At 63.3% G+C, this 14,331-nt stretch carries 12 protein-coding genes; 5 read left to right on the plus strand and 7 right to left on the minus strand.

All coding sequences use genetic code 11. The annotated features are described in order from the left end of the window. Positions 1–58: 58 nt before the first annotated feature. The 5 genes from AC0L3K_RS31970 (at position 59) to AC0L3K_RS31990 (ending at position 7,552) form a co-directional block, all read left to right on the plus strand. Positions 59–2,320, plus strand: a complete 2,262-nt coding sequence (locus AC0L3K_RS31970) for a marine proteobacterial sortase target protein (RefSeq protein ID WP_007598059.1) — start codon at positions 59–61, stop codon at positions 2,318–2,320. A gap of 169 nt (positions 2,321–2,489) precedes the next feature. Further along, positions 2,490–3,059, plus strand: coding sequence for a class GN sortase (locus AC0L3K_RS31975; RefSeq protein ID WP_473367537.1), 570 nt, complete (start codon positions 2,490–2,492; stop codon positions 3,057–3,059). Between the two features lie 152 nt (positions 3,060–3,211). Then, positions 3,212–4,192, plus strand: a complete 981-nt coding sequence (locus AC0L3K_RS31980; protein ID WP_007598061.1) for a glycosyltransferase family 2 protein — start codon at positions 3,212–3,214, stop codon at positions 4,190–4,192. A gap of 162 nt (positions 4,193–4,354) precedes the next feature. Next, positions 4,355–6,574 carry an acetate--CoA ligase family protein gene (locus AC0L3K_RS31985; RefSeq protein WP_473367538.1) on the plus strand — a complete coding sequence of 740 codons (2,220 nt, stop codon included), beginning with the start codon at positions 4,355–4,357 and terminating at the stop codon, positions 6,572–6,574. Positions 6,575–6,721: 147 nt separating this feature from the next. Continuing rightward, positions 6,722–7,552 (plus strand): MlaD family protein, encoded by an 831-nt coding sequence (locus AC0L3K_RS31990; protein ID WP_473367539.1) that lies wholly within the window; start codon positions 6,722–6,724, stop codon positions 7,550–7,552. Positions 7,553–7,622: 70 nt separating this feature from the next. On the opposite strand, the gene AC0L3K_RS31995 is transcribed toward AC0L3K_RS31990, so the two are convergent. The 7 genes from AC0L3K_RS31995 to urtB form a co-directional block, all read right to left on the minus strand. Next, the gene (locus AC0L3K_RS31995; RefSeq protein ID WP_354166733.1) at positions 7,623–8,663 is read right to left on the minus strand and encodes an aliphatic amidase; all 1,041 of its coding nucleotides are present in this window, start codon (positions 8,661–8,663) and stop codon (positions 7,623–7,625) included. Positions 8,664–8,703: 40 nt separating this feature from the next. Continuing rightward, a complete protein-coding gene (locus AC0L3K_RS32000; protein WP_354166725.1) occupies positions 8,704–9,081 on the minus strand; it encodes an FmdB family zinc ribbon protein in 378 nt (125 codons plus the stop codon). A 90-nt stretch (positions 9,082–9,171) separates the two neighbouring features. Then, entirely contained in the window at positions 9,172–10,401 is a 1,230-nt protein-coding gene (gene fmdA / locus AC0L3K_RS32005) for a formamidase (protein ID WP_007598072.1), read from the minus strand. Positions 10,402–10,428: 27 nt separating this feature from the next. Then, a complete protein-coding gene (gene urtE, locus AC0L3K_RS32010) occupies positions 10,429–11,118 on the minus strand; it encodes an urea ABC transporter ATP-binding subunit UrtE (protein ID WP_007598073.1) in 690 nt (229 codons plus the stop codon). 251 nt (positions 11,119–11,369) lie between these two features. Next, on the minus strand, positions 11,370–12,125 hold the full coding sequence (gene urtD / locus AC0L3K_RS32015; protein ID WP_007598075.1) for an urea ABC transporter ATP-binding protein UrtD: 756 nt from the start codon (positions 12,123–12,125) through the stop codon (positions 11,370–11,372). 10 nt (positions 12,126–12,135) lie between these two features. Then, on the minus strand, positions 12,136–13,275 hold the full coding sequence (urtC, locus tag AC0L3K_RS32020; RefSeq protein WP_354200198.1) for an urea ABC transporter permease subunit UrtC: 1,140 nt from the start codon (positions 13,273–13,275) through the stop codon (positions 12,136–12,138). 17 nt (positions 13,276–13,292) lie between these two features. Then, positions 13,293–14,219, minus strand: a complete 927-nt coding sequence (urtB, locus tag AC0L3K_RS32025; RefSeq protein ID WP_007598078.1) for an urea ABC transporter permease subunit UrtB — start codon at positions 14,217–14,219, stop codon at positions 13,293–13,295. Positions 14,220–14,331 lie beyond the last annotated feature (112 nt).

The raw sequence follows: 14,331 nt of genomic DNA on the forward strand, positions 1-14,331 counted from the left end.
AAACCGCGCCGTCCTGGCCGATGCTCAGAGCCAGCAAACATCCTCGGGAGCAGGCCAAATGGATACCTACGACACGACGGACAGCAACGAACACCCTTGGCTGGGCAGACTCATCGTGGTCGGACTGTTCCTTCTGGCGCAGGGCATCGCGGTGATGCTGGTCGCCTTCGTGGCGCTGCTGGTGAGCTTGGAGCCGGGCTGGTCGGCGACGACGGAGCAGGCCAGCCTGCTTCAGCCCGGCGACGCCAAGTCCGGCACCCTGCTTCTGAAGGAGGATGGCGCCTACACGGAAGCGATCCGCCTCGGCATCGACGTCGACATCACGGTGTCGGGCCCGACATTGCGCGCCCGCGTCACCCAGATCTTCCGCAATCCGACCAAGGACTGGGCCGAGGCGACCTATGTCTATCCGCTCCCCGCCGGCGGTGCCGTCGATTCGCTGAAGATGGTGGTCGGCAATCGCGTCATCGTCGGCGACATCAAGGAGCGGCAGCAGGCGCGCGTGATCTACGAAGAGGCGCGCCGGGCCGGCCAGAAGGCCGCGCTCACCGAACAGGAGCGGCCGAATATCTTCACCAACTCGGTCGCCAATATCGGTCCCGGAGAAACCGTGCTGGTGCAGATCGAGTATCAGGAACCGGTGCATCAATCCGGCAACGAATATTCGCTGCGCCTGCCGCTGGTGGTCGGACCGCGCTACAATCCGGCGCCGATCGTCCAGAGCGTCGATTTCCGCAACGATGGCTCCGGCTGGGGCGCGACGAATTCGGACCCGGTGCCGGACCGCGACCGCATCTCGCCGCCCGTGCTGGATCCCGCCAGGAATGCACCGGTCAACCCGACCAGCATCACGATACGCCTGAACGCCGGCTTTGCGCTCGGCGAGGTCAAGAGCCCCCACCACAACGTCAAGGTCGAGAGCCCGGACAATACGACGCGAATCGTCACGCTTGCCGACGGTGCCGTGCCTGCCGACCGCGATTTCGAACTGACCTGGAAGCCGGCCGCCGCGAAGGCGCCGTCGGTTGGTTTATTCCGCGAGCGCGTCGGCGACACCGATTATCTGCTCGCCTTCGTCACCCCGCCCGCCGCCGAGCAGGCGACGCAGAAGCCACGGCCGCGCGAGGTGATATTCGTGATCGACAATTCCGGCTCGATGGGCGGCACGTCGATCGTTCAGGCCAAGGCGAGCCTCACCTACGCGCTCTCCCGTCTCCAGCCGACCGACCGTTTCAATGTCATCCGTTTCGACGACACCATGGACGTGCTGTTTCCGGCCTCCGTGGCGGCGGATGCCGAGCGTGTCGGTGAAGCCACCTCGTTCGTCAGCGCGCTGCAGGCGCGTGGCGGCACCGAGATGGTGCCGGCGATGCGGGCCGCGCTGACCGACAAGCTCGGCGACGCCGGCATGGTTCGCCAGGTCGTATTCCTGACAGATGGTGCGATCGGCAACGAGCAGCAATTGTTCGAAACGATCACGGCGATGCGCGGCCGCTCGCGCGTGTTCATGGTCGGTATCGGGTCGGCGCCCAACACCTATCTGATGACGCGCGCCGCCGAGCTCGGCCGCGGTGCCTTCACCCATATCGGCTCGGTCGAGCAGATCGAGGAGCGCATGCGCGGCCTGTTTGCCAAGCTCGAGAACCCGGCCGTGACCGGCCTGAGCGCAAAGTTCTCCGAAGCCAAGGCCGACGTCACACCGACGATCATTCCCGACGTCTATCGCGACGAGCCGCTGGTGCTGGCCGCAAAGCTCGACACGCTCGCGGGCTCGGTCGAGATCAAGGGCCGCGTCGGCGACCGCCCATGGTCGGTGACGCTGCCGCTGCAAAATGCGGCCGAAGGCAAAGGCTTGTCGAAGCTTTGGGCCAAGCGCAAGATCGACGATGCCGAAGTGGCGCGCACCGTGCGCGAGATGACGCCCGAAGATTCCGACAAGGCGATCCTGGCACTGGCGCTCGACCATCAGATCGTCACCCGACTCACCAGCCTCGTCGCGGTCGACAAGACGCCGAGCCGTCCCGAGGGTGAGCCGCTCAAGCTCAGCGAATTGCCGATCAACCTGCCGGCCGGCTGGGATTTCGCGAAGGTCTTTGGCGAACGCCAGCAGGTCCCGGCGCAACTCCGCGAGCGTCACGCCGATGCGCGCAGCCAGTCGGCCACGAGGCGGCCGACGCCGGCGGCAACCGATACGATCCGCCTGCCCAAGACCGCGACCTCGGCCGAGTTGAAGATGACCGCAGGCGTGATCCTGATCCTGCTCGCCATGATCCTGTTCGTGTTCAACCGGCGTCAGTCCTTGCTCACTGACGCCGCTTGAGAGAGGAGCTCCCCGAACTCCTCTGTTAGCGCGCGCGGCTGCCCGTCCCACACCAACGGCCGCGCGCGCCTTTTTGTTGTCATTGCGAGCGCAGCGAAGCAATCCAGGCTGCCTCCGCGAAAAGATTCTGGATTGCTTCGCTTCGCTCGCAATGACGAGTGTGGAAACAATGCCCCGCTTCATCTCTCCCCTGGCTCTCGCCCTGATCGGCATCATCCTGTTCGGCGACGGCGCCTACATCCATGCGAAGGCGTGGCTCGCGCAGGTGCTGCTGGAGCGCGCGTTCGACAAGAGCGTTGCGACCGGCGAAGTGGTCAGGCCATGGTCATGGGCCGACACATGGCCGGTCGCGCGGATCGAGGTGAGGCGGATCGGCGCCAGCGCGATCGTGCTGGAAGGCGCGAGCGGCCAGGCGCTCGCTTTCGGTCCCGGCCATATCCGCCAAACGGCTGACGCGGGCGAGCGGGGTGTTGCCGTATATGCAGCGCACCGCGACACTCATTTCCGCTTCCTGCGGAATGTCGCCATTGGTGACTTGATCGATGTCACACGCAGTGATGGCAAGCACTTTCGTTTTCGCGCGGATTCCTCCGCTGTGGTTCGCTTCGATGCCTCGGGCATCGATCCTGCGGCACGGGCAGCCGAACTCGTGCTCGCGACCTGCTGGCCGTTCGACGCCGTCGTGTCCGGCCCCGAGCGCTACATCCTGCATGCCACCCTGATCGGAACCGATGAATAGCGGTTCGCAATCGATCCGCACCCCCCTCTTGAATCCGCCCGGCCTGTAGGGACAATCCCGCATGATGGAACCCGTGAACCGGCGCCGTCGACGGGAGACCTATCAGAATGGCCCATTGAGCATTTTCGCTGCAATTTGCGAGAAGAACGGGGATGGATGAGGAGTTCAGGCAGCGTCTCGAACAGCTCGAAAACCGCGTCGCGCTCCTGGAGAGGAACCAGGATCTTATCGCCGCCGGGCAAAGACGCTCCTCGCTTCGGAGCCTCTGGCGCCGCCCGCCGATGTGGACCTTCGAGCAATATCCGCCGCGTCTGCTCAACCTGACGGCTTTCCCGCCAGCACCTGCGATCCATCCGGGCGCGCCCCGAATCGCGATGGTCACGCCGAGCTACAACCATGCGCCATATCTCGACGCCACGATCGACAGCATCGTCAGCCAGAACTATCCGGACCTGTATTATCACGTGCAGGACGGCGCCTCGATCGACGGCACGCTCGATCTCCTGAAGGGGCGCGGCGATAGCCTGCGCTGGAGGAGCGAGCCGGACAAGGGGCAATCCAGCGCCATCAATCTCGGCTTCGCCGGCATCGAGAGCGAGATCATGGCCTATCTCAACAGCGACGACATGCTGCTGCCCGGGACGCTTGCCTATGTCGCAAATTACTTCATCGCACATCCGCATGTCGACGTCGTCTACGGCCATCGCGTCTTCATCGATCGCGAGGGACTCGAGGTCGGCCGCGCCGTGCTGCCGCCCCACGACGGCAAGGCGTTGCGATATGCCGACTACATTCCGCAAGAGACGATGTTCTGGCGCAAGCGCGTGTGGGACAGGATCGGGCCGATCGACGAGAGTTTACACTACGCGATGGACTGGGACTTCATCCTTCGAGCGCAAGCCGCAGGATTCAAATTCGCACGCTTGCCGCGATTTCTCGCCTGCTTCCGAATCCATGACGCACAAAAGACGGCATCCACCTATGCGGTCGGCGTCAGGGAGATGGGCGTCCTGCGGCGACGCGTTCTCGGCTTCGAACCGACACAGATGCAGATCCGGCGCGCCATCGCTCCTTATCTGGCGAAGCAGTTGGCCTATCACTACGCCTACAAACTCGGCATGCTGAGATACTGAACCACGGCGCGAGCAGAGATCCGAAGATGTCGATCACCACCAGGGCTTGACGCGCGCTCATTCCACCGCACGGCATACCTGCCCACGTGGTTGCCAGTCCGAAGAACTCGCCATAGAACAGAGTGACGCACCACCAACAAGAACAACAGGTGAGGTCACACCATGGAAGCTCGCGTATCTGCCGCCTCAGCTTCGTCGCGCCCATGGTCTCCGGCGCCCGATGCCAGCGACATCGTCAAGGGCATCCACGCCATGCTGCATCCGCGCAACATCGTGCTGGTGGGCGCGACCGACAAGCCCGGCAACTACGCCGAGCGCATCTGGAACAATTTGGTCAAATACAGCTACGAGGGCGGGCTCTATCCGGTCAATGCCAAACGCGACGCCATCTGGGGTGTCCCCTGCTACAAGGACTTTGCAAGCCTCCCGGAAAAACCCGACCACGTGCTGGTGCTGGTGCCGGCGCGCTTTGCCGTGCAAGTGATCCGCGACGCCGCCGCGGCCGGCGCGCGCTCGGCCACCATCGTCACTTCGGGCTTCAGCGAGTTGCAGGATGAGGAAAGCCAGAAGCTCGCCGCCGAACTGCAAGCGGCCGTGCGCGAGACGGGATTGGCGGTCACCGGCCCGAACTGCCTCGGCAATTTGAGCGCGGGCGAAAAGCTCTTCACCAATATCGACGACCGTATCGTCACCATGGAACAGGGCGCGGTGGCGATTGCCGGGCAATCCGGCGCCATCGTCATGGCGATCCGCCAAGCTTTGGAAGATCGCGGTGTCGGGGTCGGCTACATGGTGACGACCGGCAACGAGGCCGGGCTCGAGACGCCGGACCTGATGCGCTATTTCGCCGAGGATCCGAGCATCAAGGTGATCGTGGTCTACCTCGAAGGCGTACGCAACACCAAGGCATTCCGGGACGCCTGCAAGGCGGCGCGCGCCGCGAGCAAACCGGTGATCGCGCTCAAGCTCGGGGCCTCCGAGGGTGGCCGCGCGGCGGCGATGGCACACACCGGCGCGCTCGCGGGCTCGATCGAGACATTCGACGCCATTGCAACGCGCGAAGGGGTCATCAGGGTCGGCGGGCTCGACGAGTTGATCGAGACCACCGAATGCTTCGTCCATGCCGCTGTGCCCAGGGGGGACCGGCTCGCCGCAGTGACGCTATCCGGCGGCAAGCGCGGCATGCTGATCGACGCCTTCGATGCAGAAGGCCTGAATTTTGCACCACTCAGCTCGCATGTCCGCTCGGAGCTGGCAAAGATGCTCGGGCCGGGCTCGATCGTCGGCAACCCGCTCGACGCTGGCTTCGCCGCGGTGGTCGATCCCTCCGTCTACCTGAAATCGATCGGGCTGATGATCGACGACCCCGAAATCGACATCGTCATCATCGATGCCGAGCTGCCGAAAGCGCCGCACGAGCTGCGCGAGCGCAATCTGCGCATCGTCGACGAGATGGCGAGCCGGGCCGGCAAGCCGGTGATCTATATCAGCGCGATGTCGATCGGCTTCACCGAGTTCACCAAGACCTTGCGCAAGTCGCTGCCGCATCTTGCGGTGATGCAGGGCATGGACCGCGCGGTGACTGCGATCAAGTCGCTGCTCGACTACGCCAAGCTGCGCAAGGAAGTGCCCGATATCGTCTCGAGCTCGAAGCCGGCCGCGCGTGCCGTGCTTGAGAAGGCGCTGAAATCGGCAACGGGCGCCGCGCTCGACGAGGTCGCCTCCAAGAAGCTGCTGAAGGCCTATGGCATCCCGATCTCGAAGGAGGCAATCGCGCAGACGGCAGCCGAGGCCGTGAAGATCGCCAAGCAGATCGGTTTCCCGGTCGTGGCAAAAGTCGTCAGCGCCGAGATCCTGCACAAATCAGACATCGGCGGCGTGGTGCTGAATCTCAACAACTCGGCCGAGGTGAAGAAGGCGTTCGCCGACATCACCGCGCGGGTGAGCAGGCTGAAGGGCAAGCCGAAGCTCGCCGGCATCCTGATCGCGCAACAGGTCAAGGCCGATCTGGAACTCGTGGTCGGCGCCTCCCTCGATGCCGAGATGGGCCCGGTCGTGCTGTTCGGCACCGGCGGCATCGACATCGAGCTGATGAAGGACGTCACGCTCGCCGGCGCGCCGCTGGACGAGGCTGAGGCCCGGCTCCTGATCGGCCGCACGAAGGCCGGCGTCAAGATGCGCGGCTATCGCGGCAAGCCGGCCTTGCACGAAGCCTCCGCGGTGAAGGCCCTGGTCGGCCTCTCCAACCTAATCGCGGATGCCGGCGACCGGATCGCCTCGATTGACGTCAATCCGTTCCTGATCAATGCCAGGACCGGCGTCGCCGTCGATGCCCTCATCGTGCTGAACAATGCTGCGGCAAAAGGCGCGGCCGGGCATTGATGTCGCGTAGGGCGGATTAGCGCAGCGTAATCCGCCAAATCGGTCCAAGGCCGCACGAGGCGTTGGCGGGTTACGCTTCGCTAACCCGCCCTGCGTACCATTGCAGCTCCTTCCAACTTCCCTCGTTTGGCCGTAAAATCATCCCGCATGGCACGCGCGAGCAATCTGGTGATCGGAACGGCGACGCTGGCGGTGATCGCCGTGGCGTTCGGCGGCGTGCTCGGCGTGCAGAAATGGCGCACCCTCCAGAGCCGCAGCCCGTTGCGCGTCGTGTTCGAGGGCGGCTCGGCGAGCGGATTGCGCCGCGGCGGGCCGGTCAATTTCGACGGCGTCCCCGCAGGCCAGATCCTGTCGATCAAGCTGGACAATCCGCGCAAGGTCGTGGCCCTGGTGATGCTCGACAACTCCGCGCCGATCCGCAAGGACACCGTCGCGGGCATCGAGTTCCTCGGTCTTACCGGCGTCGCCGCGGTCTCGCTGATCGGCGGCGCGCCCTCCGCACCGCCAGTGCCGCTGGATTCGGACGGCGTCCCCGTGCTGACCGCCGATCTCAGCGACGCCGAATCAATCGTCGACACCCTGCACAGTGTCGACCGCACGATCGTCAGCAACGCCCCGGCGATCAAGGAGGGCCTGCGCACGTTCGAGAACTACACCGCCGATCTCAGGAGCAAGGGCGGCGAAATCGTTTCCGTCATGGCCAAGGTCGACAGCGCCTTCGCGGGCTTCGACAAGGCGGTCACAAAGATCGAAGGCGTAGTGCCCGGCTTTGCCGACGGCAAGGCCGACGAGCTGTTCGAAAAGATCCAGGGATTGCACGAGCTCGCCGACACCATGAGAAAGAAATCGGCGAACTTCCTCGAAGACATCCGCCGATCGCTGCTCGACGTCAGCGAGGCCGCCAACAAGATGAGCGGGACACCCACGCCGGCCGCCGCTCCGCGACCGCCACGCAAGCCGGCGCAGCAGAAACGGTAGACCCTCATCACGCGGAGTGCATGACGCCGCCCTTGTCGGCGTAGGACCGTGTGGTTGATGCAGCCATGGCTCAGTAGTTGCTCGGTCCCGCTTCATTCGGGATGCCGTCGATCGGGCATTCGGCGGTCCCGGGCGTCGCGCGCGTCATCGCTTCGACCATGTCCCTTGTGCCTTCGGGATCCGCGATCCAGTTCTTGTAGAAATCATAGGGACAGGCCGCTACGCCGCGCGGGCTTTCGCCGGAATTGATCATGCCGGTGTAGCCGCGATGGACGAGCTTGTAGAGATGGTTCTGCGATTGGCCGTTGCGGCGCGCATCGCGGATCAGATGCTTCGACAACTGGGCATATTGAATGCCGTAGTCTTCCTCGCCGCACTCGCCGAGGGTGCGGCCGTCGAAGCCGATGATCGCGGAGTGACCGAAGTAGGAATAGACCCCGTCGAAGCCGGCGGCGTTGGCGACCGCGACATAGACGTTGTTGGCCCACGCCATGGCCTTCGAAATCAGGATCTGCTGCTCCTTGGCCGGATACATGTAGCCCTGGCAGCGTACAATCAATTCGGCCCCCTTCATGGCGCAGTCTCGCCAGATCTCCGGGAAGTTGCCGTCGTCGCAGATGATCAGGCTGACCTTCATCCCCTTCGGGCCGTCGGAGACATAGGTGCAGTTGCCGGGATACCAGCCCTCGATTGGCACCCACGGCATGATCTTGCGGTACTTCTGCACGATCTCGCCCTTGTCGTTCATCAGGATCAGGGTGTTGTAGGGCGCCTTGTTCGGATGCTCCTCGTGGCGTTCGCCCGTGAGCGAGAACACGCCCCAGACCTTGGCCTTGCGGCAAGCCTCCGCAAAAATCGCGGTCTCTTCACCGGGGACCGCGCAAGCGGTCTCATACATCTCCTTGGAGTCGTACATGATGCCCTGGGTGGAGTATTCCGGGAAAATCACCAGGTCCATGCCGGGAAGGCCGGTCTTCATGCCCACCACCATGTCGGCGATCTTGCGGGCGTTGTCGAGCACCTCGGCCTTGGTGTGCAGGCGGGGCATCTTGTAGTTGACCACCGCGACGCCGACGGTGTCGTTGCTGCTGGAGATGTCACCGTGAAGCATTTGAATTGCTCCTCTACTCTGTTTGAGATTGCCGCGCGAATCAGTGGCTGATCATCCAGGGCCGCGCGGTAGGGAAGCCCTTGGCGCCGCTCCTGGTCTTGGTCACCAGGCGCGCCGGCTTTTTCTTGTCCGATGAGTTCATGTCCGAGGAGTTTCTTCCCGTCGAGCAGCAGCCGCAGCCGGGGCCATGCGAGGCCTTGTATTGCGCCAGCGTCTGCGGCGCGTGCGTGCTGCGCTCATTGACGGCGTGAGCCTTGCGCGTCTCCGACGGCATGCAGAAGAAGTTCGGGGCGGTCAGAATGACGCGCGGCGCCATGATTTCACATTGCGGACAGACCTGCGGATCGTCGCATTCAGACATCGGGCGCAGATCCTTGAACGGACCGCAATCGTCACAGAGATATTCATAGACCGGCATCGCATCATCCCTACGCTGTTGTCTGTGAGAGAGTTCCGGCGAAGGATGCGGGGCGACAGCTACGCCGTCCCGCATCCCGTCGCGCAGGGATTACTTGTCCGGCGATATCGGCATCTGGATATCGCCCTTGATGTGCTTGATCGGACCCGCCGAGGACGGCATCACGTCGAAGTCGAAAATTTCCGTCGGCAGCCATAATGTGGCGCAGGCATTGGGCACGTCGACCACGCCAGAGATGTGGCCCTGAACCGGTGCGGTGCCAAGGATCGAATAGGCCTGGGCGCCGGAGTAGCCGAACTTCTTCAGGTACTCGATCGCATTCAGGCAGGCCTGGCGATAGGCGATGGTGACGTCGAGATAGTGCTGCTTGCCGGCTTCGTCGACCGAGATGCCTTCGAAGATCAGATAGTCCTTGTAGTTCGGCGTGATCGGCGACGGCTTGAAGATCGGATTCTTGACACCGTACTTCGCCATGCCGTCCTTGATCACCTCGACCTTCAGATGCAGCCAGCCGGCCATCTCGATCGCACCGCAGAAGGTGATCTCGCCGTCGCCCTGGCTGAAGTGCAGATCGCCCATCGAGAGACCGGCGCCGGGCACATAGACCGGGAAGTAGATCTTCGAGCCGCGCGAGAGATCCTTGATGTCGCAATTGCCGCCATGCTCGCGCGGCGGCACGGTGCGCGCGCCTTCCGCGCCGATCTTGTCCTTGACCTCGCCCTTGGCGCGGCCGCCATGAGCGGTCGGCGCGAACGGTGGATTGGCAAGGCCGGGCACACGAGTCGGATTGGTCGCTATCAGCTCGGCCTCGCGCTTGTTCCAGGTGTCCAGCATCTTCGGATCGGGCAGACAGCCGATCAGGCCGGGATGGATCAGGCCGGCGAAGTTGACGCCCGGAATATGCCGCGACGAGGTGTAGAGGCCCTTGATGTCCCAGATCGACTTCTGCGCCAGCGGGAAATGATCGGTGAGGAAGCCGCCGCCGTTCTGCTTGGAGAAGAAGCCGTTGAAGCCCCACATGCTCTCCTTCATCGGACCGACGTCGAGCAGGTCCACGACGAGGAGGTCGCCGGGCTCGGCGCCCTTGACGCCGATCGGGCCGGAGAGGAAGTGCACGATCGACAGATCGATGTCGCGGACGTCGTCCGCGGAATCGTTGTTCTTGATGAAACCGCCGGTCCAGTCATAAGTCTCGATGATGAAGTCGTCGCCGGGATTGACCCAGGCTACGATCGGAATGTCGGGGTGCCAGCGGTTATGCACCATGTCATTTTCATAGGCCGACTTGGTGAGATCGACCTTGATCAGTGTCTCTGGCATCGAGAGGCTCCCCTTTTACACGGTTGGTTAGACGGACAGATATTTCGAGACCTGCGCGGCATCGACGGCGTCGCGCGGATCGTCGCGGACGATTTCGCCGTTCTCGATCACCAGCACACGGTCGGCGATATCGAGCGCGAAGCTCAGGACCTGCTCGGACACGACGATCGAAAGCCCCTTCTCGTCGCGGATGCGCTTGAGCGTGCGCGCCATCTCCTTGATGATCGACGGTTGGATGCCTTCGGTCGGCTCGTCCAGCAGCAGAACTTTTGGCTTGGTCGCCAGCGCGCGTGCGATCGCGAGTTGTTGCTGCTGGCCACCGGAGAGATTGCCGCCACGGCGGTCCTTCATCTCCAGCAGCACCGGAAACAGTTCGTAGATGTCGCCGGGCACCTCGGTTCCGCCGGAGACCACGAGACCGGTCTCGATGTTCTCCTTCACCGTCATGGTTGAGAAGATCATGCGGCCCTGCGGCACATAGGCGAGGCCCTTGGCGACGCGCGCGTAGCTCGGCAAGGCACCGAGCTCGGCGCCGTCCATGGTCACCGAGCCGCTCTTCGCCGGCAGGATGCCCATCAGCGATTTCATGAGCGTGGTCTTGCCCATGCCGTTGCGGCCCATGATCGCCACGATCTCGTTGGGCGCGACCTTGACGTTGAGCCCGTGCAGCACCTCGCTCTGGCCATAGGCGACGTGAAGATCGGAAATTGCCAGCATGATCGCTCCCTAAATCAGCATGAATTCTGGTGAGGCCGCTCTGCCGTGAACTTTCTCCCTTCTCCCTTGTGGGAGAAGGTGGCGCGGGCGAAGTCCGCGATGGATGAGGGGTCTGCGTCCGCGAAGGCGAGAGGCAGTTTGAGCTGCGGAGAGATACCCCTCACCCGGATCGCTTGCGCGATCCGACCTCTCCCACAGGGGGAGAGGTGCACTGTCATTGCCGCAACAGACTGGCCCGAATTCGTCATATCTCAGTGCCCCAGATAGACTTCAATGACCTTGGGGTCGTTCTTCACCTTATCCATGGTCCCTTCCGAGAGGATCTGGCCCTGGTGAAGCACGGTGACCTTGTGCGCGATGTCCTCGACGAACTTCATGTCGTGCTCGATCACCAGCACCGAGCGGTTCTTGATGATGCGGTTGAGCAGCTCGGCGGTCTTGGCGCGCTCGGACACGCTCATGCCGGCGACGGGCTCGTCCAGCATCAGCAGGTCCGGGTCCTGGATCAGCAGCATGCCGATCTCGAGCCATTGCTTCTGGCCATGGCTGAGCTCAGAGGCATAGGTGTTGAGCTTGTCCTTGAGGAAGATCATCTCGGCGACCTCCGCGACGCGTGACTTCACCGGCTGGTCGCGCTGGAAGGTGAGCGAGCCGAACACGGTGCGGCCGCGCGGAAACGAAATCTCGAGATTCTCGAACACGGTGAGGTCTTCGAACACCGACGGCGTCTGGAACTTGCGGCCGACGCCGGCCTTGACGATCTCGTTCTCCTTGAGCTTGGTCAGCTCGGTGCCGCGAAACTGGATCGAGCCTTCGGTCGCTTTGGTCTTGCCGCAGATCAGGTCGAGCACCGTCGTTTTGCCGGCCCCGTTGGGGCCGATGATGACGCGGATCTCGTTCTCCTCGACGTAAAACGAGAGATCGTTGACGGCCTTGAAGCCGTCGAAGGAAACGGTCAGTCCGGAGACCGCGAGCAGGAATTCCTTCGGCTGATGTCCAACAAGCATGATGGTCCCCTCACTCTGCCGGTGCGCCATCGGCAACCGAATTGTCGCTCCAGCCCGGCTTCTTGCGCGAGGTGAACAGGCGGTCGATGCGCGGCTGCACATAGTCGGCCCAGAGCCCCGACAGGCCGTTCGGGAAAGCGAGCACGACGGCGATGAACAGCGCGCCGAGACCGAACAGCCAGAGTTGCGGGAAGGACTCCGACAGGCTGGTCTTGGCGAAATTCACCAGAATGGCTCCCCATATCGCGCCGAAGATCGACATCCGTCCGCCGACCGCGGTGTAGATCACCATCTCGATCGACGGCACGATGCCGACAAAGGACGGCGACATGAAACCGACATTGAGTGCGAACATGGCCCCGCCGATCGCGGCGAAGACCGCGGCCATGCAGAACGCAAAGATCTTGAAGTTGGCGACGCTGTAGCCGGAGAAGCGGACGCGGTCCTCCTGTTCGCGCATCGCCACCAGGATGCGGCCGAGCTTGGTCAGGCGTATGAACTGCGCGATGCCGATGCAGGCGAACAGCAGCACCACTTCGACGAAGTACAGGATGACCTTGGCGTGGTCGGGCCTTATGTCCCAACCCTTGAGGGTGCGCAGGTCGGTCATGCCGTTGATGCCGCCGGTGTAACCCTGCTGGCCCACGATCAGGATGGTGAGGATGGCCGCCACCGCCTGGGTGATGATGGCAAAGTAGGTGCCGCCGACGCGGCGCTTGAACATCGCAGTGCCGATGATCAGCGCGAAGATGCCGGGGACCAGGATGATGGCGAGGATGGTGAAAGTGAGACTGTGAAACGGCTGCCAGAACAGTGGCAGTGACGTGATCTGATTCCAGTCCATGAAGTCCGGGATGCCTGGCGTCGACTGGATCTTGGTATTCTCGACGCTGGAGGCCTCCAGCTTGAGGAACATCGCCATGCAATAGCCGCCGAGGCCGAAGAACACGCCTTGCCCCAGACTGAGAATGCCGCCGTAGCCCCAGCAAAGCACCAGACCGAGCGCGACGAAGGCGTAGGTCAGATATTTCGCGACGAGGTTGAGACGGAACACATCCAGCGAGAGCGGCAGGATCACGAACAGCACAGCGGCCAGCACGAGGAAGCCCATGAGCTCGGATCGATTGAAGAAGCGTGAGTTGATGACCATGACTTGCCTGCTTCTTGTTATTTGCGGACCTTGAGGGCGAAGAGACCCTGCGGCCGCAGCATCAGGATTCCGACAACGGCAAGCAGCGTCAGCACCTTGGCCATCGAGCCCGACAGGAAGAACTCGAGGGTGGATTGGGTCTGCGAGATCGAGAAGGCCGATGCGATGGTGCCGAGCAGGCTTGCCGCGCCGCCGAACACGACCACCAGGAACGTATCGACGATGTAGAGCTGTCCGGAGGTCGGCCCGGTCGAGCCGATCATGGTGAAGGCGCTCCCGGCGACACCGGCAATGCCGCAACCGAGGCCGAAAGTGTAGCGATCCACCTTTTCGGTGTTGATGCCGACGGCACCGGCCATGATGCGGTTCTGCACGACGGCGCGCACCTGCCGACCCCAGCGCGATTTATACATCACGTAGGCGACGCCCACGGTGATCAGGACAGTGAGGCACATCACGAAGACGCCGTTGATCGGCACTTCGATGCTGTCGGTCACGTGCAGCGAGCCAAGCATCCATTGCGGCAGCTCGACGCCGACCTCGCGCGCGCCGAACACGGAGCGATAGGCCTGTTGCAGGATCAGGCTGAGGCCCCAGGTCGCAAGCAGCGTGTCGAGCGGGCGCTTGTAGAGATGCCGTATCAGCACCCATTCCACCAGCATCCCCAACGCACCGGATGCGATAAAGGCCAGGATCATCGCGAGGAAGAAGTAGCCGCTGAACAGGCTCGGCAAATAGGATTGGAAGAAACTCGAGGTCATCCAGGTGACGTAGGCCCCAAGGATCATGAACTCGCCATGGGCCATGTTGATGACGCCCATCTGGCCGAAGATGATCGCAAGACCGAGCGCCATCAGGACGTAGACGGAGAACAGGATCAGTCCTGCAAAGCCCTGCATGACGAAGATGGAGCCAAGGTCACCAAGCGAGTAGTCGCCGAACATCGATGTCCTCCGTCGGGAAAGGGTCCCGGGGGGGGGGCCGGGGGGGGGCGGGGGGGGGGGGGGGGGGGGGGTGGGGGGGGGGCCGCGGGGGGGGGGTCGGGGGGGGGGGGCC

It is taken from the genome of Bradyrhizobium sp. MI1.10 (assembly GCF_055811035.1).

Excerpts from the sequence above, each read along its gene's own strand:
- AC0L3K_RS31990 (WP_473367539.1), top strand. The coding sequence starts at position 6,722 with ATGGCACGCGCGAGCAATCTGGTGATCGGAACGGCGACGCTGGCGGTG.
- AC0L3K_RS31970 (WP_007598059.1), top strand. The coding sequence starts at position 59 with ATGGATACCTACGACACGACGGACAGCAACGAACACCCTTGGCTGGGC.
- urtB (WP_007598078.1), bottom strand. The coding sequence starts at position 14,219 with ATGTTCGGCGACTACTCGCTTGGTGACCTTGGCTCCATCTTCGTCATG.
- AC0L3K_RS31975 (WP_473367537.1), top strand. The coding sequence starts at position 2,490 with ATGCCCCGCTTCATCTCTCCCCTGGCTCTCGCCCTGATCGGCATCATC.
- fmdA (WP_007598072.1), bottom strand. The coding sequence starts at position 10,401 with ATGCCAGAGACACTGATCAAGGTCGATCTCACCAAGTCGGCCTATGAA.
- AC0L3K_RS31995 (WP_354166733.1), bottom strand. The coding sequence starts at position 8,663 with ATGCTTCACGGTGACATCTCCAGCAGCAACGACACCGTCGGCGTCGCG.
- urtE (WP_007598073.1), bottom strand. The coding sequence starts at position 11,118 with ATGCTGGCAATTTCCGATCTTCACGTCGCCTATGGCCAGAGCGAGGTG.
- urtC (WP_354200198.1), bottom strand. The coding sequence starts at position 13,275 with ATGGTCATCAACTCACGCTTCTTCAATCGATCCGAGCTCATGGGCTTC.
- AC0L3K_RS31985 (WP_473367538.1), top strand. The coding sequence starts at position 4,355 with ATGGAAGCTCGCGTATCTGCCGCCTCAGCTTCGTCGCGCCCATGGTCT.
- AC0L3K_RS32000 (WP_354166725.1), bottom strand. The coding sequence starts at position 9,081 with ATGCCGGTCTATGAATATCTCTGTGACGATTGCGGTCCGTTCAAGGAT.
- urtD (WP_007598075.1), bottom strand. The coding sequence starts at position 12,125 with ATGCTTGTTGGACATCAGCCGAAGGAATTCCTGCTCGCGGTCTCCGGA.
- AC0L3K_RS31980 (WP_007598061.1), top strand. The coding sequence starts at position 3,212 with ATGGATGAGGAGTTCAGGCAGCGTCTCGAACAGCTCGAAAACCGCGTC.